The sequence below is a fragment of the Pseudonocardia sp. TMWB2A genome (assembly GCF_017312135.1).
On sequence record NZ_QKQY01000002.1, the window covers coordinates 4077850 to 4104500 of the forward strand.

Consider the following 26651-nt stretch of genomic DNA (forward strand, 5'->3'; position numbering starts at 1 on the left):
GGTCTTACTCGCCCTCGGTGTGCTCGAGCATCCCCGCCTGGATCTCGCGCATCGCGATCGACAGCGGCTTCTCGCGCGGGCCCGGCTCGACGAGCGGGCCGACGTACTCGAGCAGGCCCTCACCGAGCTGGGAGTAGTAGTCGTTGATCTGCCGGGCGCGCTTGGCCGCGTAGATGACCAGCGCGTACTTCGAGCTGACCTGGCCGAGCAGGTCGTCGATCGGCGGGTAGGTGATGCCCTCGGGGGCGGTGGAGGTGCCGGTGGGCGTGCTCACGTGGTGGACTCCTGAAGAACGAGGGGGACCTGGGGCGCTCAGACGGCGCCGCGGTCGACCGCCAATGCTACCAACCGGCCGATCACGGCCTGCAGGTCGTCGTTGACGACCACCTCGTCGAACTCCCCCTGGGCGTCCATCTCCTCGATGGCGGTCCGCAGCCGGCGCTCGCGCTGCTCGGGGGTGTCGGTGCCGCGGTCGGTGAGCCGGCGGGCCAGCTCCTCCATCGACGGCGGCGCGACGAAGACGGTGACGGCCTCGGGCAGGACCCGTTTGACGGACCGGGCGCCCTGCAGGTCGACCTCGACCAGGACCGGACGGCCCCGGTCGAGGGCCTGCTCGACGGGCACCCGGGGCGTGCCGGAGCGCTGCAGGCCGCCGTGCACCTCGGCCCACTCGAGGAGCTCGCCGCGCTCGATGAGCGCGTCGAACTCCTCGCGGGACACGAAGCGGTAGTCACGGCCGTCCACCTCGCCCGGCCGCGCGGGCCGGGTCGTGGCGGACACGCTGAACAGCAGCTCCGGCAGCGCCTCGCGCAGTCCCGCGACCACGCTGCTCTTGCCCACCCCGGAGGGCCCGGCCAGCACGAGCAGCCGCCCGCGGGCGGGGCCGGTCCGGCCGGAGGACATGACGGAGGAGGTGTCGGTCACGGGACGCCCGGATCAGCTCGGGTAGCGCTCGAGCAGCGCCTTGCGCTGACGGTCGCCCAGGCCACGCAGACGGCGGCTGGTCGCGATCTCCAGCTCCTCCATGATCTGCTGGGCGCGGACCTTGCCGACGTTCGGCAGGGCCTCGAGCAGCGCCGAGACCTTCATCTTGCCGAGGACCTCGTCGGTCTCGGCCTTCTTCAGCACCTCCTCGAGGGTGGTGCCGCCGCGCTTGAGGCGGTCCTTCAGCTCGGCCCGAATCCGGCGCGCGGCCGCGGCCTTCTCCAGCGCTGCGGCGCGCTGTTCCTCGGTCAGCTGGGGAAGGGCCACGGTTGGTTCCTCCGTACTTTCCTGTGTCGTTCTCGTCGTTCTCGCCGCCGTGATCCCGGCTCGCGCCGGGGTGTCGCGTCAGCGATCGGGTGGTGGGTCGCACCGACCCGTCCGGGGGACGTCCCCGGCGTCGTCATTCGAACGTACCCACGACCTCCACGGAAGCGTCAATGGGGGTCCCACCTCCGGTTTCGGCCATCAGGAGGTGATCAACGGCACCCTGTTCGAACCACGACAGGGGTGCCATCCGGCTCCCCCGTACGGCGGGTCGGCGCAGTGCTGCCCGCCGGACGGGGCAGCCGGCCCGCCGCCGGACGCGCCCGATCGACGTCCCGGTGCGCCCGGGGGCGTCCGGCGGGTGGAGCGGACCGCCCGGCGCGCGTCCGGCGCAGCCGGGCCGCCACCGGGCCCGCGTCGCCCGGACTCCATGATCGCGACGCGTGAGGGGTCCGGTGCCGGATCCGGCACCGACCCCTCACGGGAGACGATCACCCGGCCCGGCGGCCGCTCAGTGCGACCCGGCGGCCGTGGCGGCCAGCTCCTCCCCGAGCAGGTGCGCCGCGTCCCGCAGGGCGACGGCGTCGGGGCCGGCCGCCAGCACACCGCGCGCCGACACCGGCAGGACCGGGCCCGCGGTGCCCGCGAACCGCGACACCACGTCGGCCGGGCTCGCGCCCTGGGCACCGAGCCCGGGCACCAGCACCGGGCCGTTCAGCGCGGTCAGGTCCAGGCCGTGCTCGTGGGTGCCGCCGACGACGACCCCCACCGCGCCGCGGGGCCGCGCACCGGCGTTGCGGGCGGCGGCGTCGTCGACCATCCGCTGGGCGACGCTCACCCCGTCCGCCGTCGTGGCGCACTGCACCGCGGCACCGTCCGGGTTGGACGTGCGGGCCAGCACGAACACCCCGCGCCCGGCCTCGTCGGCGGCGGTCAGCGCCGGCTCCAGCGACCCGAACCCCAGGTAGGGCGACAGCGTGAGCGCGTCCGCCCCGAGCGGCGCGCCGACGCGCAGGTAGGCGTCGGCGTAGCCGTCCATGGTGGAGCCGATGTCGCCGCGCTTGGCGTCGAGCAGGGTCAGCGTGCCCGAGCCCGCGAACCCGGCGAGCAGCCGCTCCAGCACCGCGACGCCCGCCGAGCCGTGCCGCTCGAAGAACGCCGCCTGCGGCTTCACCACCGATACCGCCCCGGCGAACGCCGCGTGGCAGCGGTCGGCGAACGCGGCGAGGCCGTCGGCGTCGTCGGTGAGGTCCCAGGCCGCCAGCAGCGCCGGGTGCGGGTCGATCCCGACGCACAGCGGCCCGTGGGCGGCGACGGCCCCGTCGAGCCGGGCGGCGAAGCTCACGCCTTCGCCTTCAGCGCCGCGTGCGCCTGCTGCAGCGACCGCACGCCGAGCCCGCCCGAGGCGAGCGCCTCGATGCCCTGCACCGCGGCCGCGGTCCCCTGCACCGTGGTGATGCACGGCACCCCGCGCGACACCGCGGCGGCGCGGATCTCGTAGCCGTCGACGCGCGGACCGGGGTTCCCGACCGGGGTGTTGACGATCAGGTCGACGTCCCCGGCGAGGATGGTGTCGACGATCGTCGGGGTCTCCGGTCCGGAGCCCTCGCTGTGCTTGCGCACCACGGTGACGTCGATCCCGTTGCGGCGCAGCATCTCCGCGGTGCCCTCGGTGGCGAGGACCTGGAAGCCCATGTCGGCCAGGCGGCGGATCGGGAACACCATCGCCCGCTTGTCGCGGTCGGCGATGGACACGAACACCGTGCCCGAGGTCGGCAGCGACCCGTAGGCGGCGGCCTGCGACTTGGCGAACGCCGGGCCGAAGGCGGAGTCGAAGCCCATGACCTCGCCGGTGGACTTCATCTCCGGGCCGAGCAGCGGGTCGACGCCCTGGCCCGCGGTGTTGCGGAACCGGTTGAACGGCAGCACCGCCTCCTTGACCGCGACCGGGGAGTCGGCGGGCAGCGCGCCGCCGTCGCCGGTGGCCGGGAGCAGGCCCTCGCCGCGCAGGTCGGCGATGGTGGCGCCGAGCATGATCCGGGCGGCGGCCTTGGCCAGCGGCACCGACGTCGCCTTGGACACGAACGGCACCGTCCGCGACGCCCGCGGGTTGGCCTCCAGCACGTAGAGCACGTCGCCGTGCAGGGCGTACTGGACGTTGAGCAGCCCGCGCACGCCGACGCCGTGCGCGATGGCGGCGGTGGCCTCGCGGACCTTCGCCAGCACCGACGAGCCCAGCGTGATCGGAGGCAGGGTGCAGGAGGAGTCCCCGGAGTGGACCCCGGCCTCCTCGATGTGCTCCATCACGCCGCCGAGGTAGATCTCCTCGCCGTCGCACAGGGCGTCGACGTCGATCTCGATGGCGTCGTCGAGGAACTTGTCGACCAGCACCGGGCGGTCCGGGGAGATGGTGGTGGCGCGGGCGATGTAGCCGGCGAGGGTCGCCTCGTCGTAGACGATCTCCATGCCGCGCCCGCCGAGCACGTAGGACGGCCGCACGAGCACCGGGTAGCCGATCCGGGTCGCGATCCCCCGGGCCTGCTCGAAGGAGGTCGCCATGCCGAACTCCGGGGCGGGCAGGCCGGCCTTGCGCAGGACCTCGCCGAACGCGCCGCGGTCCTCGGCCAGGTCGATCGCGGCCGCGGAGGTCCCGACGACGGGCACCCCGGCGTCGGTGAGGCGCTGCGCGAGCCCCAGCGGGGTCTGCCCGCCGAGCTGCACGATGACGCCCGCGACGGTGCCGGAGGCCTGCTCGGCGTGCACGACCTCCAGGACGTCCTCAAAGGTCAGCGGCTCGAAGTAGAGGCGGTCGGCGGTGTCGTAGTCGGTGGACACCGTCTCCGGGTTGCAGTTGACCATGACGGTCTCGAACCCGGCGGCGCGCAGCGCCATGACCGCGTGCACGCAGGAGTAGTCGAACTCGATGCCCTGCCCGATGCGGTTCGGGCCGGAGCCGAGGATCAGGACCTTCGGCTTCTCGGTCTGCGGGGCGATCTCCGACTCGGCCGAGGGGTCGGTCTCGTAGGCCGAGTAGTGGTACGGCGTCCTCGCCGCGAACTCGGCGGCGCAGGTGTCGACGGTCTTGTAGACCGGCCGGATGCCGAGGCGGTGGCGCAGGGTGCGCACGCCGTCCTCGCCGGCGAACTCGGGGCGCACCGCGGCGAGCTGACGGTCGGACAGGCCGTAGCGCTTGGCCCGGCGCAGCAGGTCGGCGTCGAGGACGGGCGCGGCCTCGAGCTCGGCGCGGATCTCCCCCAGCAGCGCGATCTGGTCGACGAACCAGGGGTCGATGCCGGAGGTCTTGGCGACGTCGTCGACCGACTGGCCGCAGCGCAGCGCGCGCTCGACCTCGTAGATGCGGCCGTCGACCGGGACGGTGTACTCCGGCTCGCCCTCGGGGTCCGGGGCGGTCCAGAAGCCGGCCCGGGCCCGCTCCATCGAGCGCAGCGCCTTGCCCAGCGCCTCCGGGAACGAACGGCCCAGCGCCATCGCCTCGCCGACGGACTTCATGGTCGTCGTCAGCTCGGGGTCGGCGCCCGGGAACTTCTCGAACGCGAACCGCGGGATCTTGACCGCGACGTAGTCCAGCGACGGCTCGAACGCGGCGATGGTCTCGCCGGTGATGTCGTTGCGGATCTCGTCGAGGGTGTAGCCGACGGCCAGCTTCGCGGCGATCTTGGCGATCGGGAAGCCGGTGGCCTTCGACGCCAGCGCGGAGGACCGCGAGACGCGCGGGTTCATCTCGATCACGACCAGGCGCCCGGTCTCGGGGTGGATCGCGAACTGGATGTTGCAGCCGCCGGTGTCGACACCGACCGCGCGCAGCACGGCGATGCCGACGTCGCGCATGTGCTGGTACTCGCGGTCGGTCAGGGTCATCGCCGGGGCGACGGTGATCGAGTCACCGGTGTGCACGCCCATCGGGTCGATGTTCTCGATGGAGCAGATGACGACCACGTTGTCGTGGTGGTCGCGCATGAGCTCCAGCTCGTACTCCTTCCAGCCGAGCACCGACTCCTCGATGAGGACCTCGGTGACCGGGGAGGCGGCGAGCCCGGCGCCGGCGAGGCGCTCCAGGTCCTGCGCCGAGTGCGCCATGCCCGAGCCGAGCCCACCCATGGTGAACGACGGCCGGATGACCACGGGCAGGCCCAGCTCGTCGGCGGCGGAGCGGACCTCCTCCATGGAGTGGCAGACCCGGGAGCGGGGGACGTCACCGCCGACCCCGATCACGATGTCCTTGAACTTGAGCCGGTCCTCGCCGCGCTCGATGGCGTCGACGTCGGCGCCGATCAGCTCGACGCCGTGGCGCTCCAGGGCACCGTTCTCGTGCAGCGCGATCGCGGTGTTGAGCGCGGTCTGCCCGCCCAGGGTCGCGAGCATCGCGGTGACCGGGGTGCCGTTGTCGCGCTCGGCGATGATGACCTTCTCGACGAACTCCGGGGTGATCGGCTCGACGTAGGTGGCGTCGGCGAACTCCGGGTCGGTCATGATCGTCGCCGGGTTGGAGTTGACCAGCGAGACCCGGATGCCCTCGGCCTGCAGCACCCGGCACGCCTGGGTGCCGGAGTAGTCGAACTCGCAGGCCTGACCGATGACGATCGGCCCGGAGCCGATCACCATGACGTGGTCGATGTCGTCGCGGCGGGGCATCAGTGGTCCTCCTGCCGGGCCTGGTCGTGCCGGTCCGGGTGCTGCGGGGTGGATGGGGATCCGGTGGGCGGTGGCGGCCACGGGCGGTCGTCGACGGGCCGGGCGCGGCCGGACACCGGGTCGCCGCCCGGTGCCGGCTCCGCCGGGGTGCCCTCGGCGTCCGGGTCGGCGGTGGCGCCCGGGTGGGCGGGCGTACCGCCGTCGCGGCGCAGCGCGTCCTCGATGTCGGAGAACGGCGCCGTCAGCGGGTCCGGGGTGCCGGGGCGGCCCACGGCGGGCATCCGGCTGGTGGGCGGCTCGATCTCGTCGCGGCCGGTGGCCGGGGTCCCGGCCGGCGGGGTGACGGGCAGCCGGGTGGTGTGCTCGTCGGCGGCGTCCGGTCCGGCGTCGGCCCCGGTGTGCGGGCCCTCCGGGCTGCCCGGCTCGAACCCGCCCGCGGCCGGGGCCGGGGTCGGCGAGGGCGCGGTGGGCCGCAGGTCGACCGACGGGGCCGCGGTCGCCGACGGCGGCGTGGCCGGGTCGGGCTGGGCGGTCATCGCCGGCGCGGGCGCCGCCCCGGTCCCGGACCCGGGCCGGGCCTCGGACCCGGGCTCGGGGGCCTCGGAACGGGCCTCGTCCTCGGGCCGCGGGTACGGCGCGGGCGCGGTGCCCCCGGGCCGCTGCCCGGCGACACCGGCGTAGCCGACCGGGTACTCGGTCATGAGCGCCACGAAGCGGTCGAACAGGTCCGACGCGTCGTGCGGGCCCGCGGCGGCCTCCGGGTGGTACTGCACGGAGAATGCCGGGAAGTCGAGCCCGGCCATGCCCTCGACGCAGCCGTCGTTGGGGCAGGTGTGGGTGATCTGCGCGCGGCCGTAGGGGGTGTCGAACTCCTCGCCCGCCTCGCCGGACACCGCGAAGCCGTGGTTCTGCGAGGTGATCGCGATCCGCCCGGTGGCGTGCTCGACGACCGGGATGTTGATGCCCCGATGGCCGTAGCGCAGCTTGTAGGTGGACCGGCCGAGCGCGCGGCCGAGGATCTGGTTGCCGAAGCAGATCCCGAACAGCGGGATGCGCCGCTCCAGGACCTGCCGGGCGAGCGCGACCGGGCCGTCGGCGGTGGCCGGGTCACCCGGGCCGTTGGCCAGGAAGAAGCCGTCCGGGCGCAGCGACTCGACGGTCTCGATGGTGCTCGACGCGGGCAGGACGTGCACCTCGATGCCGCGGGCGGCCATCATCCGCGGGGTGTTGAACTTGATGCCGACGTCCAGGGCGGCGACGACGAAGCGCCGCTCCCCCACCGCGGGCACCACGTAGGTCTCGGCGGTGGTGACGGCGCCGTAGAGGTCGGCGCCCTCCATCTGCGGGGACTGCTTGACCCGCTCGACCAGCTCGTCGTCGGCGGCGAGGGCGGGGCCGGAGAAGATCCCGGCACGCATGGCGCCCTGCTCGCGCAGGTGGCGCACCGCGGCGCGGGTGTCGATCCCGGCGATCCCGACGACCCCCTGGGCCCGCAGCGCGTCCTCCAGCGAGCCGGTGGCCCGCCAGTTCGACGCCCGCCGGGCGGGGTCGCGCACGACGTAGCCGGCGACCTGGATCGCCCGCGACTCGTCGTCCTCGTCGTTCCAGCCCGTGTTGCCGATCTGCGGTGCGGTCTGCAGCACGATCTGGCGGTGGTACGACGGGTCGGTCAGGGTCTCCTGGTAGCCGGTCATGCCGGTGGTGAACACGGCCTCACCGAGCGTCTCCCCGGTGGCGCCGTACGCCTGTCCGCGGAAGATCCGCCCGTCCTCGAGCACCAGTAGCGCGGTCACTGCACAACCTTCCCGTCCTGCGCGGTGATGCGTCCCCGCAGCACCGTCGCGACCACCGTTCCGGGCAGTCGCATTCCCTCGTACGGCGTGTTCGCCGCCTTGCTCGCCAGCTCCGCACCGCGGACCGTCCAGACCCCGTCCGGGTCGACCAGCGCGAACGTCGCCGGCTCCCCCTCCGCGATCGGACGGCCCTGGTCGGGCAGGTTCCCGATCTCCGCGGGGCGCTCCGACAGCACCCGCGCGACGCCGTGCCAGTCCAGCAGGCCCGGCTCCACCATCGTCTCGACCAGCACCGACAGGGCGGTCTGCAGGCCCAGCATGCCCGGCTTCGCGGCCTGCCACTCGGTGTCCTTGTACTGCGCGGCGTGCGGGGCGTGGTCGGTCGCGACGACGTCGATCACGCCCTCGGCCAGCGCCTCGCGCATCGCGCGGGTGTCGTCGGCGGTGCGCAGCGGCGGATTGACCTTGTTCACCGGGTCGTAGCCGGTCAGCCGGGAGTCGGTGAGCAGCAGGTGGTGCGGGGTGACCTCGGCCGACACCCGCACGCCCTGGGCCTTGGCGGCGCGCAGCACGTCGATCGTGCGGGCGGTGGAGATGTGGCAGACGTGCAGCCGCGCGCCGGCCTCGCGGGCCAGCGCGCAGTCGCGGGCGACGATCGTCTCCTCCGCGGTGGCGGGCCACCCGGCGAGCCCGAGGCGCGCGGCGACGGCGCCCTCGTGCGCCTGGGCGCCGCCGGTGAGGCGGTGGTCCTCGGCGTGCTGGGCGATGACGACGTCGAGCGCGGAGGCGTACTCCAGCGCGCGGCGCATGATCAGCGGGTCGTTCACGCAGCGGCCGTCGTCGGAGAACATCCGCACCGCGGCGCGGGAGGCGGCCATCGTGCCGAGCTCGGCGAGCTTCTCGCCGCCGAGGCCGACGGTGACCGCACCGACCGGGTGCACGTCGACCAGCCCGATCTCCTCGCCGCGCCGGCGCACGTGCTCGACGACGACGTCGGAGTCGGCGACCGGGGTGGTGTTCGGCATCGCGAACACGGCGGTGAACCCGCCGAGCGCCGCAGCCCGGCTGCCGGTCTCGATGGTCTCGGACTCCTCGCCGCCGGGCTCGCGCAGGTGCACGTGCAGGTCGACGAAGCCGGGCAGCAGCACGGCGCCGTCGGCGTCGAGGGTCTCGGCGCCCTCGGGCGCGGTCAGGCCGGTGCCGATGGTGGCGACGACGCCGTCGGCGACGAGCACGTCGACCGGGTCCCCGCCGTAGGGCCGGGTGTTGCGGATCAGCAGGTCGGTCATTCGGGAGCTCCGGCGAGAAGGTGGTAGAGGACGGCCATCCGCACGTGCACGCCGTTGCGGACCTGGGCCAGGACGGCGGCGTTGGGGGCGTCGGCGACCGCGGGGGCGATCTCCATGCCGCGGATCATCGGGCCGGGGTGCAGGACGACCGCGTGGTCGGGCAGGAGCCTCGCGCGGTCCTCGGACAGCCCGAAGCGCACCGCGTACTCGCGCGCGGAGGGGAAGAAGCCGCCGTGCATCCGCTCGGACTGCACGCGCAGCATCATGACCGCGTCGAGCGCGGGCAGCTCGGCGTCCAGCTCGTGGGACACCCGGCACGGCCAGGACTCGACGCCGGTGGGCAGCAGCGTCGGCGGCGCGACGAGCACGACCTCGGCGCCGAGGGTCGCGAGCAGCAGCACGTTGGACCGGGCGACCCGGGAGTGCAGGACGTCGCCGACGATCCCGATCCGGCGCCCGGCGATGCCGCCGAGCCGGTCGCGCAGGGTCGCGGCGTCGAGCAGCGCCTGGGTGGGGTGCTCGTGGGTGCCGTCGCCGGCGTTGACGATCGCGGTGGGGGTGCCGGTGACCTCGCGGTCGGCGTCCACCCAGTGCGCGAGCCGGTGCGCCGACCCCGAGGCGGGGTGGCGCACGACCACGCAGTCCGCGCCCATCGAGGACAGGGTCAGCGCGGTGTCGCGCAGCGACTCCCCCTTGGAGACCGATGAGCCGGAGGCGGACACGTTCACGGTGTCGGCGCTCATCCACTTGCCGGCGATCTCGAACGACACCCGGGTGCGGGTGGAGTTCTCGTAGAACATCGTGATGACCGTGCGGCCGCGCAGCGTCGGCAGCTTGCGCACCTCGCGGCCGAGCAGCGCCTCGCGCAGCCGGTCGGAGGTGTCGAGCAGCGCGGTGGCCCCGGCGGCGTCGAGGTCGGCGACCGAGAGCAGGTGTCTCACCTGTCCCCCTCTCCCTGGGTGATCCAGACGCCGTCGCTGCCGTCGATCTCGGTCAGCGAGACCAGGATCTGCTCCGAGCGCGACGTCGGGACGTTCTTGCCGACGTAGTCGGCGCGGATCGGGAGCTCCCGGTGGCCGCGGTCGATCAGCACGGCGAGCTGCACCGCGCGCGGGCGGCCCTCGTCGCGCAGGGCGTCGAGCGCGGCGCGGGTGGTGCGCCCGGACATGAGGACGTCGTCGACGAGCACGACGAGCCGGTCGTCGACCCCGCCCTCGGGCACCGCGGTGGACTCCAGCGCGCGGGCCGGGCCGCGGCGCAGGTCGTCGCGGTAGAGGGTGGCGTCGACCGAGCCGACGGCCGGTGCGGCCCCGGCGAAGTCGGTGATCGCGGCGGCGAGCCGGTGGGCCAGGTGCACGCCGCGGGTGGGGACGCCCAGGAGCACGAGCCCGTCGGGGTTCTCGGCGCTGAAGGCGGTCTTCTCGATGATCTGGTGCGCGATGCGCGCGACGGTGCGGGTGACGTCGGCGGCGGACAGCAGTTCCCGTGCGGGCTGCTGCGCGTCGGCGTCCCCGCGGCGGTTCTGCGCCACGAGGTGGTCTCCTTCCCCGCCTCACCGGACGGGTCTTAAAGGACGGTCGTGCAAGAGCTGTGCGCCAACCTAGCAACCCGGCGGGTGTCCGCGCGGGCCCGCCGCAGCGGGTCACACCGCGAGCCGCGCCACAGCGGCGTCACTCGTTCGAGGTCACGTTCCCGTCACGATGCGCGATGGTCGACCGCGGACCGGTGCGACATCTTGCGATACCCGATTCTGCCCATGCGCACCCACAGGGGCGGGTGGTGGGATCGCCGACCCACACCCTGCGCTACCGCTGACGAGGGACGTGGACTGCCCCGTTCGTGTGGGAAACCGCTCGTCAACCCCCCGAGCAGGGGGTCGAACTTGACGGTGCCGGACCGGACCCGGAGGATTACTCTCCGTATCAATCAGCACGCGTGCAGCAGCGCCGCGACGCGCGGGACGGTCGGGACGCCGGCCACCGCCGGAGCTGCCGCCCCGAACGGGACCACCCACAGGGGCGACGACGCGGCAGGCGCGACAACGGACCGGTGCACCGCCGGTGACCGGCCGGTCCGGCCACACCGGTACGGACCGTCAGGAACGAGGAGATCGATGGGCGACTACGCCAAGGCGCTCGGGGGCAAGCTCCGGGCGATCAGGCAGCAACAGGGGCTCTCCCTGCACGGCGTCGAGCAGAAGTCGGGCGGACGCTGGAAGGCGGTCGTCGTGGGCTCCTACGAGCGCGGGGACCGTGCGGTCACCGTGCAGAAGCTGGCCGAGCTGGCCGACTTCTACGGCGTCCCGGTGGCCGAGCTGCTCCCCGAGGGCCGCATCCCCTCCGGCAGCGAGCCCGCGACGAAGATCGTGATCAACCTGGAGCGGCTGCAGCAGCTCCCCGCGGACAAGGTCGGGCCGCTGGCCCGCTACGCCGCGGCCATCCAGAGCCAGCGCGGCGACTACAACGGCAAGGTGCTCTCGATCCGCGCCGAGGACCTGCGTTCGCTCGCGATCATCTACGACATGTCCCCCGGCGAGCTGACCGACCAGCTCATCGACTGGGGAGTGCTCCCGCCCGAGGCGCGTCCCGGGCAGCACGTGGGATGATCTGTTCCACCGGCCGCGTCCCAGGGGAAGGGTGACGCGACCGGTCGGGCGGTGGCCGGGGTCTGCACAGTCCCCCGGCCACCGCCCTTCGTGCGTTCAGGCCCTGGTCAGAGGGTCGCGCGCAGGTGCTCGGCGATGTCGGAGATCTGCCCGAGCACTCCGTTGACGTAGCGCGGGGAGTCGTCGGTCGACAGCGTCCGGGCCAGCTCGACGGCCTCGGTGATCGCGACCGGGTCGTCGACGTCGTCGACCCACAGCAGCTCGTAGATCCCGAGCCGCAGCAGGCCGCGGTCGACCGCGGGCATCCGGTCGACGTCCCAGCCCTCGGCGTGCTCGGCGATCAGCTGGTCGATCCGGTCCCGGTGGGTGGCGACGCCCTCGACGAGCCGCGCCGCGTAGTCCTGCACGGGCGGCGCGTCGTCGGTCTCGCGGCGCGCGGTGAGCACGGACAGAGCGTCCTCACCGCGTGCCTCGGCCTCGAAGAGGATGTCCAGTGCCCGTTTACGGGCCTTGGTGCGTGCGCGCACCTCAGCTCACGCGGCCGAGGTAACGGCCGTCCCGGGTGTCGACCTTGACCTTGGTGCCGCTCTCCAGGAACAGCGGCACCTGGATCTCGGCGCCGGTCTCCAGGGTCGCGGGCTTGGTGCCGCCGGTGGAGCGGTCACCCTGCAGGCCCGGGTCGGTGTGGGAGATGACCAGCTCGACCGAGGTCGGGAGCTCGATGAACAGCGGCTCCCCCTCGTGCAGCGACACCTGGGCGGAGGCGTTCTCCAGCAGGTAGCGCGCGGCGTCGCCGACGGCCTTCTCCGGGATCGGGATCTGGTCGAAGGTGTCGCCGTCCATGAAGACGAAGTCGGTGCCCTCGCGGTACAGGTAGGTCATGTCGCGGCGGTCCACCGTCGCGGTGTCGACCTTGGTGCCCGCGTTGAAGGTCCGGTCCACGACCTTCCCGGACATCACGTTCTTCAGCGTGGTGCGAACGAACGCACCGCCCTTGCCGGGCTTGACGTGCTGGAACGCCGTCACGGTCCACAGCTGGCCCTCGATGTTCAGGACCAGGCCGTTCTTCAGGTCGTTCGTGGTCGCCACGTGCGCGCTCTCCTGCTCGGATCTCGGATTCGTGCGTCGGTCAGGGTACCGCCACCCGGTTCACCGGCCCGCCCGAGGGGCGGGCGACCTGCCAGGATGGGCGCCATGACGGTGCGGGTGGTGGTGGCCGACGACCAGGCGGTGGTGCGGGCGGGGCTGCGGACGGTGCTGGCGGCGGCGCCGGACATCGACGTCGTCGGGGAGGCCGGGGACGGCGCGGAGGCCGCCGAGCTGGCCGAGACCCTGCGCCCGGACGTCGTGCTGATGGACGTCCGGATGCCCGGCACCGACGGCATCGAGGGGACCCGGCGGATCCGCGCGCTGCGCGACCCCGGCATCCGCGTGCTGGTGGTGACGACCTTCGACCTGGACCGCCACGTCTACGACGCGTTGCGGGCCGGCGCGTCCGGCTTCGTGCTGAAGGACGTCGAGCCGGAGGACCTCCAGGTCGCGGTCCGCACCGTGCACGCCGGGCACGAGCTGTTCGCGCCGTCGGTCACCCGCAGGCTCGTCGGCTCGTTCGTCCCGGCCGACCCGCCCGCCCCGGCCGGGCCCGCGGCCGGGCTGACCGAGCGGGAGCGGGAGGTGCTCGGGCTGGTCGCCGCCGGGCTGTCCAACGCCGAGATCGCCGACCGGCTGGTGCTGGGCGGCACGACGGTCAAGACCCACGTCTCGAACCTGCTCACCAAGCTGGGGCTGCGCGACCGGGTGCAGCTGGTGGTGTTCGCCTACGAGCACGGGCTGGTGGGAGCGGCCGGTGCCGACGGCTGAGCCCGGCCCGGACGGTCCCGCCGCCCCCACGCCGCTGCCCGGCACCCGCGCCGGGGACGTCGCGCTGGCGGTGCTGGCGCTGATCCTGGTCGCCCAGGAGCTGGTCACCGCCCTGGTCCTGGAGATCCCCGGCTACGCCCACCGGCTCGCCCCGCCGCTGTCGGTGGCGCTGGCGGCGGTGCTGAGCCTGGCGATGGCCGCCACCGTACTGCTGCGCCGCCACCGGCCGCGGGTCGCCTACCTGGTCCTGGCCGTGCTCGCCGCCCCGGCGATGGCGTTCCTCGGCGGGTTCGCCGCGCTGCTGTGGCCGCTGCTGGCCTTCTCCGTCGCGCGGGCTCCGCAGCGCGGACCGGTCGGCGCGGCGGCCTGGGTGACGCTGCCCTGGCTCGGTGCGCTCGGCCTGGCCGGGCTGCTGCGCGTCCCGGTGTCGCCGGATCCGGCGACCGAGGCGGGGATGCTCGTCGGCGGCTCGGTGGTGGTGGCGCCGCTGCTGGTCATCGCCGCCCTCGCGGGGCGGTGGAGCCGGTCCGCCGCGCTGCGCGCCGACCGGGAACGGGCCGAGACCGACCGGCTGCGGCACGGCACCGCGCTGGACGCCGAGCGGTCCCGGATCGCCGAGGAGATCGGCGGCGGGGTGCTCAGCGGTCTGCGCGGCCTGGTCGCCCAGGCCGGGGCGCTGGGCCCCGGCGCGACCGAGGCCGACCTGCGGGCCGTGCGGGAGCGGGCCCGGTCGGTGCTGGCCGCGATGCGCCGGGTCCTGGGCGTGCTCCGCGCGCCCGCCGCCGCCGAGCCGGGGCCCGTCGCCGCCGCGGTGCCGGTGCCCGCCGCACCCCCGCGGCGGCGCCGGCTGCCGCTACCCGACCGGGCCGGGCTGTGGGCGCTCGTCGCGTTCGTGGTCCCGGCACTGCTGATGGGGGCGCTGGTCGCCCCGGTGGCCGGCCTGGACACCGGGCAGCCGGTCGTCGACGGGTTCCTGCGCATGCTGGCGCTGCCCTGGCGGAACCCGGCCGCGGCGGCCGTCGTGGTGGCGCAGTTCGCACTCGTCGCCTGGTGGCGGACCGCGCCGGTGCCGGCGCTGCTGCTCGCCGGGGCCGGGTCGCTCGCCGCGGGGCTGCTCGACGGCTCGAACGTGTTCGCCGAGTCGGCCTGGATCCTGCTGGTCTGGGGCGCGGCGACGGCGGCGCCGGTCGTGACGTCCGCGGTGGCCGTGGTGGTGTCGACGCTCGTGGTCGTCGCCGGGGGTGTCCTGACGGGGGTGTGGGACCGGCTCGGCTACCCGGAGTCGGTGGTGGTGCTGAACTTCCTGGCCGTGGTGCCGCTGTGGGCGGCCGGGGTCGCGGTCCGCCACCACCGGCTCGACACCGCGGCCCGGCGGCGCGCGCTCACCGAGGCGGGCGTGCGCGACGCGCTCACCCGCGAACGCCTGCGTGTGGCCCGCGACCTGCACGACGTCGTCGCCCACCACGTCTCCGCGGTGGCGGTGCAGGCCGGGGCCGCGCGGCTCGCCGCCGACCCGGCGGCGCGCGCCGAGGCGCTCGGGCACATCGCCGACTCGGTCCGCCGGGTCGCCGAGGCGCTGCCCGCGCTGGCCGACCTGGGTCCGGACCCGGACGGCGCGGACCTGTCCCCCGCCGCGCTGCAGGCGCTGGTCGCGCCGTCCCGCTCGGCGGGTCTGCCGGTCGCGGTGACGGTCGAGGGCCCGCCGGCGGAGACGCCCGGTGAGGCGGAGCTGTTCGCGCGGCGCATCGTCACCGAGGCCCTGACCAACACCCTGCGCCACGCCGGGCCCACCCCCACCCGGGTGCGGGTCACCCAGGGCGGCGCCGACGAGCCCGTCGTCGTGGAGGTCGGCGACGACGGCCCGGTGCCCGGCCACCGGCCCGACGGCACCGGCTCCGGCCTGGGCCTGCTCGGCATGCGGGAACGGGTCGCGCTGCTCGGCGGCGACCTGTACACCGGCCCCGGCGACGGTCCGGGGTGGACGGTCCGCGCGGTGCTGCCCCGCAGCCCGCTCGTCCGCGAGGACGACCCCGCCGCGTCGCCGATCTCGTCCTGCGCGCCGATCCGCGAGGGGGCACCCGGCTCGTAGCGTCGGCCCCCACGAGCGGGGAGGGACCGATGACAGCACAGCAGCAGCAGCTCCGGGCCGGGCCGGTGACCGGCACCGGCGCGACGCTCGAGATCGACGCGCTGACCAAGCGCTACGGCGGCACCGTCGCCCTGGACGGGGTGAGCTTCGACGTCCGCCCGGGCGAGATCTTCGGCTTCGTCGGCTCCAACGGCGCCGGGAAGACGACGACCATGCGGATCGCCCTCGGGGTGCTGGCGGCGGACTCCGGGCAGGTCCGCGTCGGCGGGCGCCCGGTCGACCTCGACGTGCGCCGCACGATCGGCTACATGCCCGAGGAGCGCGGGCTGTACCCGAAGATGAAGGTCGGCGAGCAGCTCACCTACCTGGCCGAGCTGCACGGCGTCGACCGGGCCGCGGCGCGCCGGGCGGTGCTGCACTGGGCCGAGCAGCTCGGCGTCGACCACCGGCTCGGTGACACCGTCGACGCGCTCAGCCTGGGCAACCAGCAGCGCGTGCAGCTGGCCGCCGCGCTCGTGCACGACCCGGCGGTGCTGGTGCTCGACGAGCCGTTCTCCGGGCTGGACCCGGTCGCCGTCGACGTGATGAGCGAGGTGCTGCGGGAGAAGGCCCGCGCCGGGGTGCCGGTGCTGTTCTCCAGCCACCAGCTCGACCTGGTGCAGCGGCTGTGCGATCGGGTCGGGATCCTCGTCGCCGGCCGGATGCGGACCGTCGGCACCGTCGGCGAGGTGCGCCGCGGTGGCGGCACCCGGCTGGAGGTCCACGCCCCCGCCGCCGCGCCCGGCTGGGCGCAGGGCCTGCCCGGGGTCACCGTGCTCGCCCACGACCGCGGCCGCACCGTCCTGGCGCTCGGCGACGGCGCCGACGACCAGCGGGTCCTCGCCGCGGCGCTCGCCACCGGGCCGGTGCGCGGCTTCACCGTCACCACGCCGTCGCTGACCGATCTGTACCGGGAGGTCGTCGCATGACCGGGTCCGCCACCCTGCCCGCGCACCGCGCGGTCGCGCTCGTCGCGCGTCGCGAGTTCCGGGTGCAGGTGCACAAGCGCAGCTTCTGGATCAGCAACGCGATCATGGTGCTGGTCATCGTCGGCGGCATGGTCGCCTACGCGGTGTTCGGCTCCGGCGGCGACGACCGGCCCACCGTCGGGGTGGCCGGGGACGCCTCGCTCGCCGCGGCGGTCACGACCGCCGGGGAGCGGCTCGGCCTGCCCGTCGAGGTCCGGGAGGTGCCGTCCGCGGCCGCCGGGCGCGACGCCGTCGCCGCCGGGGACCTCGACGTCGCCCTGACCGCGGACGGCCCGGCGGGCGCGGTCGCCGTCGTCGACTCCGAGGTGCCGTCGGCGACCCGCGCGGTGCTCGACGCCGCGCTCGCCGACCGGGCCACCGCGGCCGCGCTGGCGACGGTGGGCCTCACCCCGGCCGAGCTGGCCGCCGCGACCCCGCCCGCCGGGCTCACCGTCGACGCGCTCGACCCCGCCGACCCCGAGGCCGGGCAGCGCACCGCGCTGTCGTTCGTCGTGCTGATCGTGATGTTCATGCAGATCGTGGGCTTCGGCCTCACCGTCGCCATGGGCGTGGTCGAGGAGAAGTCCAGCCGCGTGGTGGAGCTGCTGCTGTCCACCATCCGCCCGCTGCACCTGCTGTGGGGCAAGGTGCTGGGCATCGGCGCGGTCGGGCTGGTGCAGCTGCTGGTCTACGGCGTCGTCGGCATCGGCGCCGGGCTCGCCACCGGGCTGCTGACGATCACCGGCACCGCGCTCGGGGTGTTCGGCGCGGCGCTGGGCTGGTTCGTCCTCGGCTACGCGTTCTTCGCGGTGCTCTACGCCGCCGCCGGGTCGCTGGTCTCGCGCCAGGAGGACGTCAACACCACCACCGGGCCGCTGATGATGGTGCTGTTCGCGATGTACGGCGTCTCGTTCTGGTTCCTGGGCTCGCCGGACTCCGCGGTGCTCGGCGTGCTGTCGTGGATCCCGCCGTTCCCGGCGATGCTGATGCCGCTGATGATCGCCGAAGGGTCGGCGACCGCCTGGCACGTCGCCGGGTCGGCCCTGGTCATGCTGGTGGCGCTGGTCCTGCTGGCGAAGGCGGGCGCCCGGGTCTACGAGCGGTCGGTGCTGCGGATCGGGGCGACCGTGCCGTGGCGGGAGGCGCTCAGATCTCGATGAGCTCGCGGGGCAGCCCGGTCAGCGGCACGGCCGGGCCGCCCGCGACGACGTGCAGGGTGTCCTCGATCCGCACCCCGCCCCGTCCGTCGAGGTAGACGCCCGGCTCGACGGTCACGACGTTGCCGGCGTCGATCCGCCCGGTGGCGGTGATCCCGAGCCACGGCGGCTCGTGCACCGCGAGCCCGACCCCGTGCCCGAGGCCGTGCGGGAACCGTTCGCCGTGCCCGGCGGCGGTGATCACGTCCCGGGCGGCCGCGTCGACGGCGGTCACCGACGCCCCGTCGACGAGCGCGGCCCGCCCGGCCGCGGCGGCGGCGTCGACCAGGGCGTGCAGCTCACGCTGCCAGTCCGCGGCCGGGCCCAGGCAGAACGTGCGCGTGGTGTCGGAGTGGTAGCCGTCCAGCGCCGCCCCGAAGTCGATCTTGACGAGGTCGCCGCGGCGCAGCTCGGTCCCGGTGGGGCGGTGGTGCGGCACCGCGGAGTGCGGGCCCGCGGCGAGGATGGTGTCGAAGGCGGGGCCGTCGGCGCCCAGGCGGCGCATCCGGTCGTCGAGGTCGAGCGCGACGTCGGCCTCGGTGCGGCCCGGGCGCAGGCCGCCGTCGTCGAGCAGGGCGCGCAGCGCGGTGTCGGCCAGCGCGCAGGCCGCGGCGATCCGCTCGACCTCGCCGGCGTCCTTGACCGCGCGCAGCCGCCCGGCCAGCCCGGGGGCGCGGCGCAGCCTGCGGCCGGGGACGGCGTCGCGGACCGCGGCCAGCCCGTCGACGGTCAGCGTCGCCGAGTCGTAGCCGAGGGTCAGCCCGGCGGGGACCCGGGCCGCGGCGGCCGGCGCACTCGGCCGTTCGACGAGGACCTCCAGGTCGGGGCACTGCTCCGCGGCCTGGACGCGGTAGCGCCCGTCGGTGCAGAGCAGGTCGTCGCCCGGGTCGGCGGCGATCACCGCGGCGGCGTTGGAGCCGGTGAATCCGGTGAGGTGCCGGACGTCGAGCAGGTCGGTGACCAGCAGCGCGTCCAGTCCGGCGGCGGGGAGCAGGGCGCGCAGGGTGTCGCGCCGGGCGGGGTGGGACATGGCCCGAACCCTATGTCTAGGGTCGCGGCCATGGGTCTCTACTTCCGCCAGCTGCTGTCGGGCCAGGACTACGCCGTGGGTGACCCGGTGGCCACCCAGATGGTCAACTTCTCGTACCTGATCGGCGACGACGAGACCCGCGAGGCCGTCGTCGTCGACCCGGCCTACTCCCCCGACGAGCTGCTCGCGACCCTCGACGCCGACGGCATGCGCCTGACCGGGGTGCTGGCCACGCACCACCACCCCGACCACGTCGGCGGCACGATGATGGGCTTCGACCTCGTCGGCGTCGCGCAGCTGATCGGGTCGCACCCGGTGCCGATCCACGTGCAGCGCGCCGAGGCCGACTACGTGACGCGGGTGACCGGGCTGTCGGCGACCGACCTGACCCCGCACGACCACGACGACGTCGTCGCGGTGGGGAACGTCGCGATCCGGCTGCTGCACACCCCCGGCCACACCCCGGGCAGCCAGTGCTTCCTGGTGCCCGGCCCGGACGGCGACCGGCTCGTCGCCGGGGACACGCTGTTCCTGCAGGGCTGCGGGCGCACCGACTTCCCGGGCGGCGACACCGCGCAGATGTACCACTCGCTGCAGCAGCTGGCTGCGCTGAAGGGCAACCCGACGGTCTACCCGGGGCACCGGTACTCGCCGGCGTCGAACGCCCCGCTCGACGACGTGCGGGCCACAAACACCGTCTACCGGGCGACCTCGGCCGAGCAGTTCGTGGCCGCGTTCGGGTCATGACGGCCGGATCGTGACGGCCGGGTCGTGACCCCGGCCGCGGTGGTGCTCGTCGAGGGGGCCAGCGACGCCGCGGTGCTCGAGACCCTCGCGCGGCGCCGCGGCACCCCGCCCGGCGACGTGGCGATCGTCGTCCTGCACGGCTACACCAACCTGGGCACCGCGCTGGCGGCCCTCGCCCCGGCCGCCCCGGACCGGGTCGCCGTGCTGTGCGACGCCGGCGCCGCGGCGTACTGCCGCCGGGTCGCCGGGGCGGCGGTGCCGGTCCGGGTGTGCGACGCCGACCTGGAGGACGAGCTGCTGCGCGCGCTCGGCACCGCGCGGGTGCACGCCGTCCTCGACGCCTGCGGTGAGCTCGCCGCGCTGCACGCCCTGGCCCGTCAGCCCGGCCGCCGCGGCCGCGGCGCCGACGAGAACCTGCGCCGGTTCCTCTCGGCGCGCTCCGGGCGCAAGGTCCGCTACGGCGCGCTGTTCGCCGCCGAGCTGGATCTGCGGGCGCTACCGGACCCGCTGCGCCGGGTCCTCGACGACGTCGGTCTCTGACCGGGGTGCGGGGTCGGTCCCGTCGGTCGCGATCCACGCCGCGGAGAACACCAGCAGCCGCGACAGCAGGAACAGGAAGAACAGTGTCGCGAGCACGGTGCCGAACACGGCACCGCCCGCGGTGTCGGACACGACGCCGACGACCAGCGCGACCCCGAGCTTGAGCAGCTCCAGCGCGACCGCGCCGACGGCGGCGGGGCGCACGACCCGGCGCAGCGGGACCGGCCGGCGCGGCAGCCGGGCCAGCACGAAGCAGAACACGGCCCAGTCCAGGACCAGCACCACGACGGCGCCGAGCACCCGCAGCGCGACCCGGCCGCCGAGCGCGTCGCGGACGCCGACCAGCTCCAGGGTGAACCCGGCCAGCCCGGTCACGGCGAACGTCACCACCACCGAGGCGAGGACGGCGGCGCCGAGCACGGCCAGCGCGCCCAGGTCCCACAGGACCCGGCGCGGCGAGACGATCCGCTCGGCGGGCAGCCGGAACTGCGCCGACAGCGCCTCCCGCAGGTACGACGTCCACGTCGACCCGGCCCACAGCACCCCGAGCGCGCCGATCCCGACGAGCGACCCGCTGCGGTCGGCGGCGGCCTCGACGGCGGGGGCGACGGCGTCGGTCAGCCCGGCCGGGAACGCCGCCTCGACGGCGAGGACCAGGTCGTCGCGGGAGGTGGTGCGCCAGAACACGAGCAGCCCGAGGGCGAAGAACAGGACGAGCAGCAGCGGCACCGCCGCGATCACGGTGTAGAACGCGACCGCGGCGGACAGGTGGTTGCCGCGCTGGTGGCGGTAGCGGTCGGCGGCCCGGCGGGCGTGCGCGACCCCCGCCCGGACCGCCACCTCAGCCGCTGATCGCCGCGTACGCGGTCGCGAGCAGGCCTGCGTCCGGGCCCTCCAGACGGCCGGGCTCCGCGAGCCCGTCGAGGACGACGAACCGCAGCGTCCCGGCCCGGGACTTCTTGTCCCCGCGCATGGTCTCGGTCAGCTCGTCGAGCACGCCGGGCTCGTAGCGCGTCGGCAGCCCGACCAGCTCCAGCACCTCGCGGTGCAGGTCGGCGGTGGCGTCGTCGAGCCGCCCCGCGGCGCGGGCCAGCTCGGCGGCGAACACCAGGCCGACGGCGACGGCGTTGCCGTGCCGCCACCGGTAGCGCTCGCGGCGCTCCACGGCGTGGCCGAGGGTGTGGCCGTAGTTGAGGATCTCCCGCAGGTGCGACTCGCGCAGGTCCGCCCCGACGACGTCGGCCTTCACCCGGATCGCGCGGCGCACCAGCTCGGCCAGCACCGGCCCGGCCGGGTCCAGCGCGGCGGCCGGGTCGGCGCGGACGCGGTCGAGGATGACCGGGTCGGCGATGAACCCGGCCTTCCACACCTCCGCGGACCCGGCGACGAGCTCGGGACGTGGCAGCGTGCGCAGCGTGTCGAGGTCGACGAGCACCGCGGACGGCTCGTGGAAGGCGCCCACCAGGTTCTTCCCGGCGGCGGTGTTGATGCCGGTCTTCCCGCCGACGGCGGCGTCGACCATGGCGAGCAGCGTGGTCGGGACGTGCACGACCCGCACCCCGCGCATCCACGTGGCGGCGACGAACCCGGCGAGGTCGGTGACCGCTCCCCCGCCGAACCCGACGACGACGTCGGCCCGGGTCAGTCCGGCCCGGGCGCAGGCGTCCCAGCAGTCGGCCAGCGAGGCCAGGGACTTGCCGTCCTCGGCGTCGGGCACCTCGTGGGTGGCCGCGGCCAGCCCGGCGGCCGCCAGCTCGGCGCGGGCGGCGCCGGCGCGGTCGGCGAGCGTCGGCGGGTGCAGCACGAGGACCCGGCCGGCGCCGGTGCCGGCGACGACCTCGGCCAGCCGCGCGGCCACCCCGGCGCCGACGAACACCGGGTAGGGCGCCTCGGTGCGGACGTCGATGCGGACCGAGCCGTCGGGCTCGGTGGTGCCGGACGTGTCGTTCATCGGGCCTCCGCCCGCTCGGTGCCGGTGCCGTCCTGCGGCGAGCCGAAGCCGGGCACCGGCAACGTCGAGTCCTGGCGCGGGGTGGGCCGGTCGAACGGGTCGGCGGCGTCCGGGGACGCCTCGGGCAGCGCGGACGGGCCGTGCCCGAGCCCGGCCAGCACGGCGGCGACGACCTGGTTGGGGCTGCGGCGCACCGTCGTGACGGCCACGGTGGCGACCTCGGCGTAGAGCGGGGCCCGCTCGGCGAGCAGCGCCCGGAACGTCGCGCGCGGGTTCACCCCGGCCAGCAGCGGGCGCGCGGTGGACATCCCGGTGCGGCGCATCCCGTCGGCGAGGTCCACCTCCAGGGCGACGACGCGGTGCCCGGCGAGCAGCGCGCGGGTCTCGGCGGCCAGCACCGAGCCGCCACCGAGGGCGAGGACGCCGTGCCCGGCGCGCAGCTGCTCGGCGACGACCTCGCGCTCCAGCGCGCGGAACGCGGCCTCGCCCTCCTGCACGAACATCTCCGCGATCGGCTTGCCGATGCGCGCGACGATCGCGGCGTCGGTGTCGGCGAAGGTCAGGCCGAGCCGCTGTGCGAGCAGCGAGCCGACCGTGCTCTTGCCGGACCCGGGCGGGCCGACGAGCACCACCCAGGGGCGGCCCTCGGCGTCGGGGGCCGGGGTGGGGGCCGGCGCGGTCACCGCTGCCCCGCCAGATAGGAGGCGAGGTTGCGGCGGGTCTCGTCGAGCGAGTCGCCGCCGAACTTCTCCAGCGCGGCCTGGGCCAGCACCAGCGCCACCATCGTCTCGACGACGACCCCGGCACGCGGCACGGCGCAGGCGTCCGAGCGCTGGTGGATGGCGGTGGCCTCCTCGCCGGTGGTGGTGTCGATGGTGCGCAGCGCCCGCGGGACGGTGGAGATGGGCTTCATCGCGACCCGGACCCGGACCGGCTCGCCGTTGGTCATGCCGCCCTCGATGCCGCCGGCCCGGTTGGTGAGCCGGGTGACCGGGACGGTGCCCGCCGGGCCCTGCCCGGGCGAGCCGGCGGGGACCATCTCGTCGTGGGCGACGGAGCCGCGGCGGTGTGCGGTGCGGAAGCCGTCGCCGATCTCGACGCCCTTCATCGCCTGGATGCCCATCAGCGCGGCGGCGAGCCGGGCGTCGAGCCGGCGGTCGGCCTGCACGTAGGTGCCGACGCCGACCGGCATCCCGTAGGCGATGACCTCGATGACCCCGCCGAGGGTGTCGCCGGCGTCGTGCGCGGCGTCGATCTCGGCGGCCATCGCGGCACCGGTGGCGTCGGTGAAGGCGCGCACCGGGTTGGCGTCGATGCGGTCGAGGTCGGCGGGGCCGGGCAGCGGCTCGTCGTCCGGGGCGTCGACGGCGCCGATGCCCACGACGTGGGACACGATCGACACGCCGAGGGCCTGCTGCAGGAATGCCTTGGCCACGGTGCCGAGCACGACGCGGGCGGCGGTCTCGCGGGCGCTGGCCCGCTCCAGGACCGGGCGGGCCTCGTCGAAGCCGTACTTGGTCATGCCGGCGAGGTCGGCGTGGCCGGGACGGGGCCGGGTCAGCGGCGCGTTGCGGGCCCGGTTCGCGATCAGCTCCGGGTCCACCGGGTCGGCGGCCATCACCGTCTCCCACTTGGGCCACTCGGTGTTGGCGATGCGGACCGCGACCGGCCCGCCCTGGGTGACGCCGTGCCGCAGGCCGCCGATGACCTCCAGCTCGTCGGCCTCGAACGCCATCCGCGGGCTGCGGCCGTAGCCGAGCTTGCGGCGGGCCAGCTCGGCCTGCAGCTCCTTGGTGGTGACCGAGACCCCGGCGACCATGCCCTCCAGCACGCCCACCAGGGCCGGACCGTGGGACTCCCCGGCGGTGATCCATCGCAGCACGGCGACCATCCTCTCACCCGGGGATCCGGGGCCCTGGTACGGCCACCGCGACGACGGCGAGCGCCACCCCGAGCAGCACCGGCCCGTGCGGGAGCCTGCTCCCCCATCCGGCCCGGCCGGCCAGGACCGCGACGAGCGCCACCGCCACCGAGGCGACCGCGGCGCCCACCGCGACCACCGGGAGCAGCGCCCACCCCGCACCGGCGGCCGCGGCCCCCACCGGGGCGGCCAGCTTCACGTCGCCGCCGCCCATCGCGTGCGGCGAGACCAGGTGCACCACCAGGTAGGCGCCGCCGAGCAGGACCGCCCCGGCCAGGCCGCGCTGCACGGCGCCGCTCCCGGCCGGGACGAGCGCGACCAGCACCAGCCCGAGTGCGGGCACCGTCAGCGCGTTCGGGAGCCGCCGGACCAGCAGGTCGGTCGCCGACCCGGCGACGGCCAGCCAGGTCAGCGCCGCGAGCAGCGCCGCCCACCGCGGGTCGAGCCGCCCGGCCTGCACCGCCAGCGCGACCGCCGTCCAGCACGCCGCGAGCCCCGCCTCGCACCACCCCACCGGGACCGGCGCCCCGCGCGGCAGCCGGACCAGCAGCCACCGGGTGCCCGCCCCGGCGACGAGACCCAGGGCGGCGGCGGGGACGACGAGGCTCATACCCCGATCCTGGGGGCCGCGACGCCGTCCGGACCGACGGGTTGCCCGCCTGTGGACAACCCGCCGGGCGCGGGCAGGATGACCGGAATGGGTTCCAGTGCGCCGCAGGGTGACCGCCGGGCCGGGGCGGTGGTCCGCGCCGAGGTCGACCACGGTGTCGCCGAGCTGGTGCAGGACGCGGCGCGGCCGTCGTCGTGGACGCTGCTGCTCGACGGGACCGCCCAGTCCCACGTCGACCTCGACGACCCCGAGCACCTCGAGTTCGAGTACGTCCGGCGGATCGCCCACCTCGTCGACCTCGCCGCGCCGCCCGCCGTGCCGCTGCGGGTGCTGCACCTGGGCGGCGGGGCGTGGACGCTGGCCCGCTACGTCGCCGCGACCCGCCCCGGGTCGGCCCAGACCGTCGTCGAGCTCGACGGCGAGCTGGCCGCCCTGGTCGCGCACCGGCTGCCGGGCCCGGGGGTCGCCGACGGGCTGGCCGTGGTCACCGGGGAGGCGCGCGCCACCCTGGGCCGGTTCGCACCGGCCTCGTTCGACGTCGTGGTCGTCGACGTGTTCGCCGGGGCCCGCACCCCGGCCCAGGTCACGACGGCGGAGTTCCTCACCGCCGTCCGCCGGGTGCTCGCGCCGACCGGGATGCACGTGGCGAACCTCGGCGACGGCGCCCCCTGGCCGTTCCTGCCCGGCCAGATCGCGACGGCCGGGGCGGCGTTCGCCGAGCTCGCGCTCGTCGCCGCCCCGGACGTGCTGCACGGGCGCCGGTTCGGCAACCTCGTGCTGGCCGCGTCGGACCGGGAGCTGCCGGTGCCCGGGGTGACCCGCCGGGCGGCCGGGGACCCGTTCCCGGCCCGGGTGCTCGACGACGCCGACACCCGCGCCCTCGGGCGCGGCGCGGGCGTCGTCACCGACGCGTGCGCCGCACCCTCGCCCCGGCCGCCGGAGGGCTTCTGGGGGGCAGTGACCCCCGCTCAGGCCAGGGACGGGTCGACCAGGACCTTCATCTTCCGGCCCGCGTGCAGCGCCTCGAAGCCCTCCTCGACGACATCACGCATGGCGATCTTCTCCATCCAGCCGGTGGTGTCGTAGTGGCCGTTCGCCATCAGCTCGATCACCGCCCGGTAGTCCTCGTGGGTGTAGCAGAGCGAGCCCTGGATGCGGGACTCGCCGAGGACCAGGTTGAGCAGCGGGGTCACCAGCGGCGTCTCGTAGATCGCGACGCTGACCATCGGGCGGCCCGCCCCCAGCGAGTCCAGCGCGGTCGCGACGGCCGGGGCCACGCCCGCGGCGTCGTAGCAGGCGTCGGCGCCGCGGCCGTTCGTCGTCTCCGCCACGATCGCCGGCACGTCCTGGGCGGTCGGGTCGAGGGTGTGCGCGCCGAGCCGCTCGATCGCGCCGCGCCGGGTCGCCGACGGCTCGACGACGCGGACGTTCTCCACGCCCATGCCGCGCAGGGCGAACCACAGGCCGATCCCGATCGGCCCGGCGCCGAACACCAGCGCGGTGTCGCCCGGGTTCACCCCGCCGAGCTTCGCCGCGTGGTAGGCCACGGCCATGGGCTCGACGAGCGCGCCCATCTCCAGCGACACGTTCTCCGGCAGCGGGTGCAGCATGTGCGCCGGGACGACGGTCGTCTCGGCCATGCCGCCGTCGGCCATCAGCCCGTGGAAGCCGATCTGCGCGCACACGTTGTAGCGGCCCTCGGAACAGCGTGAGCAGGTCCCGCAGGTGTAGAGCGGCATCACCGCGACCCGGTCGCCCTCGGTGACGCCCTCGACCCCGGACCCGATCTCGACGACGGTCCCGGAGAACTCGTGGCCGAGGGTCAGCGGCAGCTCGCGGCCGGTGAGCGGGTGCTTCTCCCCGTTCGGGATGAAGATCGGGCCCGCGTAGTACTCGTGCAGGTCCGAGCCGCAGATGCCGTTGAACCCGACCTTGAGCCGGACCTCGCCGGGACCCACCTCGCCCTCGGGCACGTCGGTGATGTCGAGGTCCCCGGGTCCCCGGTAGACGACCGCACGCATCGCTGGCTCCTCTCGCCTGACGTCGCTGTCAGGTCCCGGTCTACCGGCGGGGGGTGAGCGCCGTCACGGGTTGGGCCCAGGTTGCATGCGC

25 protein-coding genes and 1 pseudogene are annotated in these 26651 nt (G+C 75.3%); 8 read left to right on the plus strand and 18 right to left on the minus strand.

Features of this window, described 5'->3' with window-relative positions; translation table 11 throughout:
- Positions 1-4: 4 nt before the first annotated feature.
- From rpoZ to pyrR, 9 genes and pseudogenes are all read right to left on the minus strand, one after another.
- The gene (gene rpoZ / locus DMP17_RS33655) at positions 5-274 is read right to left on the minus strand and encodes a DNA-directed RNA polymerase subunit omega (protein ID WP_020627644.1); all 270 of its coding nucleotides are present in this window, start codon (positions 272-274) and stop codon (positions 5-7) included.
- Between the two features lie 38 nt (positions 275-312).
- The gene (gene gmk / locus DMP17_RS33660; RefSeq protein WP_443217934.1) at positions 313-924 is read right to left on the minus strand and encodes a guanylate kinase; all 612 of its coding nucleotides are present in this window, start codon (positions 922-924) and stop codon (positions 313-315) included.
- Between the two features lie 12 nt (positions 925-936).
- On the minus strand, positions 937-1251 hold the full coding sequence (mihF, locus tag DMP17_RS33665) for an integration host factor, actinobacterial type (RefSeq protein ID WP_226357333.1): 315 nt from the start codon (positions 1249-1251) through the stop codon (positions 937-939).
- Positions 1252-1759: 508 nt separating this feature from the next.
- Positions 1760-2593, minus strand: coding sequence for an orotidine-5'-phosphate decarboxylase (pyrF, locus tag DMP17_RS33670; protein ID WP_226357334.1), 834 nt, complete (start codon positions 2591-2593; stop codon positions 1760-1762).
- Complete coding sequence (gene carB / locus DMP17_RS33675; protein ID WP_226364992.1) at positions 2590-5901, minus strand: carbamoyl-phosphate synthase large subunit; 3312 nt, start codon at positions 5899-5901, stop codon at positions 2590-2592. The genes pyrF and carB overlap by 4 nt, the downstream gene beginning before the upstream one ends.
- Positions 5902-6599: 698 nt before the next feature.
- Positions 6600-7694: pseudogene (gene carA / locus DMP17_RS33680) on the minus strand (glutamine-hydrolyzing carbamoyl-phosphate synthase small subunit); the annotation flags it as partial.
- Positions 7691-8983, minus strand: coding sequence for a dihydroorotase (locus DMP17_RS33685; RefSeq protein ID WP_226364991.1), 1293 nt, complete (start codon positions 8981-8983; stop codon positions 7691-7693). The pseudogene carA and the gene DMP17_RS33685, both read right to left, overlap by 4 nt.
- On the minus strand, positions 8980-9924 hold the full coding sequence (locus DMP17_RS33690; RefSeq protein WP_337831645.1) for an aspartate carbamoyltransferase catalytic subunit: 945 nt from the start codon (positions 9922-9924) through the stop codon (positions 8980-8982). The genes DMP17_RS33685 and DMP17_RS33690 overlap by 4 nt, the downstream gene beginning before the upstream one ends.
- Positions 9921-10514, minus strand: coding sequence for a bifunctional pyr operon transcriptional regulator/uracil phosphoribosyltransferase PyrR (pyrR, locus tag DMP17_RS33695; protein WP_062395627.1), 594 nt, complete (start codon positions 10512-10514; stop codon positions 9921-9923). Before pyrR ends, DMP17_RS33690 begins: the two co-directional genes overlap by 4 nt.
- A gap of 582 nt (positions 10515-11096) precedes the next feature.
- Here pyrR and bldD point away from each other — a divergent pair.
- Positions 11097-11588 carry a transcriptional regulator BldD gene (bldD, locus tag DMP17_RS33700; RefSeq protein ID WP_020625790.1) on the plus strand — a complete coding sequence of 164 codons (492 nt, stop codon included), beginning with the start codon at positions 11097-11099 and terminating at the stop codon, positions 11586-11588.
- A gap of 107 nt (positions 11589-11695) precedes the next feature.
- Here bldD and nusB read toward each other — a convergent pair whose 3' ends face one another.
- Together nusB and efp are read right to left on the minus strand one after the other, a co-directional pair.
- Positions 11696-12115, minus strand: a complete 420-nt coding sequence (gene nusB, locus DMP17_RS33705) for a transcription antitermination factor NusB (RefSeq protein WP_100877619.1) — start codon at positions 12113-12115, stop codon at positions 11696-11698.
- A gap of 1 nt (position 12116) precedes the next feature.
- Positions 12117-12677, minus strand: a complete 561-nt coding sequence (gene efp / locus DMP17_RS33710) for an elongation factor P (RefSeq protein WP_073574689.1) — start codon at positions 12675-12677, stop codon at positions 12117-12119.
- A gap of 105 nt (positions 12678-12782) precedes the next feature.
- Here efp and DMP17_RS33715 point away from each other — a divergent pair, with 105 nt between their 5' ends.
- The 4 genes from DMP17_RS33715 to DMP17_RS33730 are packed head-to-tail and all read left to right on the plus strand — an operon-like array spanning position 12783 to position 17704.
- Complete coding sequence (locus DMP17_RS33715) at positions 12783-13448, plus strand: response regulator (protein WP_073574688.1); 666 nt, start codon at positions 12783-12785, stop codon at positions 13446-13448.
- The gene (locus tag DMP17_RS33720; protein WP_337831646.1) at positions 13435-15537 is read left to right on the plus strand and encodes a histidine kinase; all 2103 of its coding nucleotides are present in this window, start codon (positions 13435-13437) and stop codon (positions 15535-15537) included. Before DMP17_RS33715 ends, DMP17_RS33720 begins: the two co-directional genes overlap by 14 nt.
- A 29-nt stretch (positions 15538-15566) precedes the next feature.
- Positions 15567-16505 (plus strand): ABC transporter ATP-binding protein, encoded by a 939-nt coding sequence (locus DMP17_RS33725; RefSeq protein ID WP_226357339.1) that lies wholly within the window; start codon positions 15567-15569, stop codon positions 16503-16505.
- A complete protein-coding gene (locus tag DMP17_RS33730; protein WP_337831647.1) occupies positions 16502-17704 on the plus strand; it encodes an ABC transporter permease in 1203 nt (400 codons plus the stop codon). The genes DMP17_RS33725 and DMP17_RS33730 overlap by 4 nt, the downstream gene beginning before the upstream one ends.
- On the opposite strand, the gene DMP17_RS33735 is transcribed toward DMP17_RS33730, so the two are convergent.
- The gene (locus tag DMP17_RS33735; RefSeq protein WP_337831648.1) at positions 17691-18770 is read right to left on the minus strand and encodes a M24 family metallopeptidase; all 1080 of its coding nucleotides are present in this window, start codon (positions 18768-18770) and stop codon (positions 17691-17693) included. The genes DMP17_RS33730 and DMP17_RS33735 overlap by 14 nt on opposite strands.
- A gap of 30 nt (positions 18771-18800) precedes the next feature.
- On the opposite strand from DMP17_RS33735, the gene DMP17_RS33740 reads away from it, so the two are divergent.
- Both DMP17_RS33740 and DMP17_RS33745 read left to right on the plus strand, forming a co-directional pair.
- Positions 18801-19517, plus strand: coding sequence for an MBL fold metallo-hydrolase (locus tag DMP17_RS33740; protein ID WP_337831649.1), 717 nt, complete (start codon positions 18801-18803; stop codon positions 19515-19517).
- Between the two features lie 24 nt (positions 19518-19541).
- A complete protein-coding gene (locus DMP17_RS33745) occupies positions 19542-20057 on the plus strand; it encodes a hypothetical protein (RefSeq protein ID WP_337831650.1) in 516 nt (171 codons plus the stop codon).
- Here DMP17_RS33745 and DMP17_RS33750 read toward each other — a convergent pair.
- From DMP17_RS33750 to DMP17_RS33770, 5 genes are read right to left on the minus strand one after another with little or no spacing between them, the layout of a single operon-like run.
- Entirely contained in the window at positions 20013-20897 is an 885-nt protein-coding gene (locus tag DMP17_RS33750; RefSeq protein ID WP_337831651.1) for a YihY/virulence factor BrkB family protein, read from the minus strand. The genes DMP17_RS33745 and DMP17_RS33750 overlap by 45 nt on opposite strands.
- A gap of 1 nt (position 20898) precedes the next feature.
- Positions 20899-22008, minus strand: coding sequence for a 3-dehydroquinate synthase (gene aroB / locus DMP17_RS33755; RefSeq protein WP_226357344.1), 1110 nt, complete (start codon positions 22006-22008; stop codon positions 20899-20901).
- Entirely contained in the window at positions 22005-22691 is a 687-nt protein-coding gene (locus DMP17_RS33760; RefSeq protein ID WP_337831652.1) for a shikimate kinase, read from the minus strand. Before DMP17_RS33760 ends, aroB begins: the two co-directional genes overlap by 4 nt.
- Positions 22688-23890 carry a chorismate synthase gene (gene aroC / locus DMP17_RS33765; protein WP_337831653.1) on the minus strand — a complete coding sequence of 401 codons (1203 nt, stop codon included), beginning with the start codon at positions 23888-23890 and terminating at the stop codon, positions 22688-22690. The genes DMP17_RS33760 and aroC overlap by 4 nt, the downstream gene beginning before the upstream one ends.
- A 13-nt stretch (positions 23891-23903) precedes the next feature.
- Positions 23904-24539, minus strand: coding sequence for a prepilin peptidase (locus DMP17_RS33770; protein ID WP_337831654.1), 636 nt, complete (start codon positions 24537-24539; stop codon positions 23904-23906).
- Between the two features lie 87 nt (positions 24540-24626).
- Between DMP17_RS33770 and DMP17_RS33775 the strand changes: the two genes are divergently transcribed.
- The gene (locus DMP17_RS33775) at positions 24627-25625 is read left to right on the plus strand and encodes a spermidine synthase (protein WP_337831655.1); all 999 of its coding nucleotides are present in this window, start codon (positions 24627-24629) and stop codon (positions 25623-25625) included.
- On the opposite strand, the gene DMP17_RS33780 is transcribed toward DMP17_RS33775, so the two are convergent.
- On the minus strand, positions 25508-26560 hold the full coding sequence (locus DMP17_RS33780; protein ID WP_226357347.1) for a 2,3-butanediol dehydrogenase: 1053 nt from the start codon (positions 26558-26560) through the stop codon (positions 25508-25510). The genes DMP17_RS33775 and DMP17_RS33780 overlap by 118 nt on opposite strands.
- Positions 26561-26651: the final 91 nt, after the last annotated feature.

Coding starts and splice junctions, on each gene's coding strand:
- carB (WP_226364992.1), bottom strand. CDS start 5,901: ATGCCCCGCCGCGACGACATCGACCACGTCATGGTGATCGGCTCCGGG.
- DMP17_RS33685 (WP_226364991.1), bottom strand. CDS start 8,983: ATGACCGACCTGCTGATCCGCAACACCCGGCCCTACGGCGGGGACCCG.
- bldD (WP_020625790.1), top strand. CDS start 11,097: ATGGGCGACTACGCCAAGGCGCTCGGGGGCAAGCTCCGGGCGATCAGG.
- DMP17_RS33715 (WP_073574688.1), top strand. CDS start 12,783: ATGACGGTGCGGGTGGTGGTGGCCGACGACCAGGCGGTGGTGCGGGCG.
- DMP17_RS33725 (WP_226357339.1), top strand. CDS start 15,567: ATGACAGCACAGCAGCAGCAGCTCCGGGCCGGGCCGGTGACCGGCACC.
- DMP17_RS33730 (WP_337831647.1), top strand. CDS start 16,502: ATGACCGGGTCCGCCACCCTGCCCGCGCACCGCGCGGTCGCGCTCGTC.
- DMP17_RS33735 (WP_337831648.1), bottom strand. CDS start 18,770: ATGTCCCACCCCGCCCGGCGCGACACCCTGCGCGCCCTGCTCCCCGCC.
- DMP17_RS33740 (WP_337831649.1), top strand. CDS start 18,801: ATGGGTCTCTACTTCCGCCAGCTGCTGTCGGGCCAGGACTACGCCGTG.
- aroB (WP_226357344.1), bottom strand. CDS start 22,008: ATGAACGACACGTCCGGCACCACCGAGCCCGACGGCTCGGTCCGCATC.
- DMP17_RS33770 (WP_337831654.1), bottom strand. CDS start 24,539: ATGAGCCTCGTCGTCCCCGCCGCCGCCCTGGGTCTCGTCGCCGGGGCG.
- DMP17_RS33775 (WP_337831655.1), top strand. CDS start 24,627: ATGGGTTCCAGTGCGCCGCAGGGTGACCGCCGGGCCGGGGCGGTGGTC.
- DMP17_RS33780 (WP_226357347.1), bottom strand. CDS start 26,560: ATGCGTGCGGTCGTCTACCGGGGACCCGGGGACCTCGACATCACCGAC.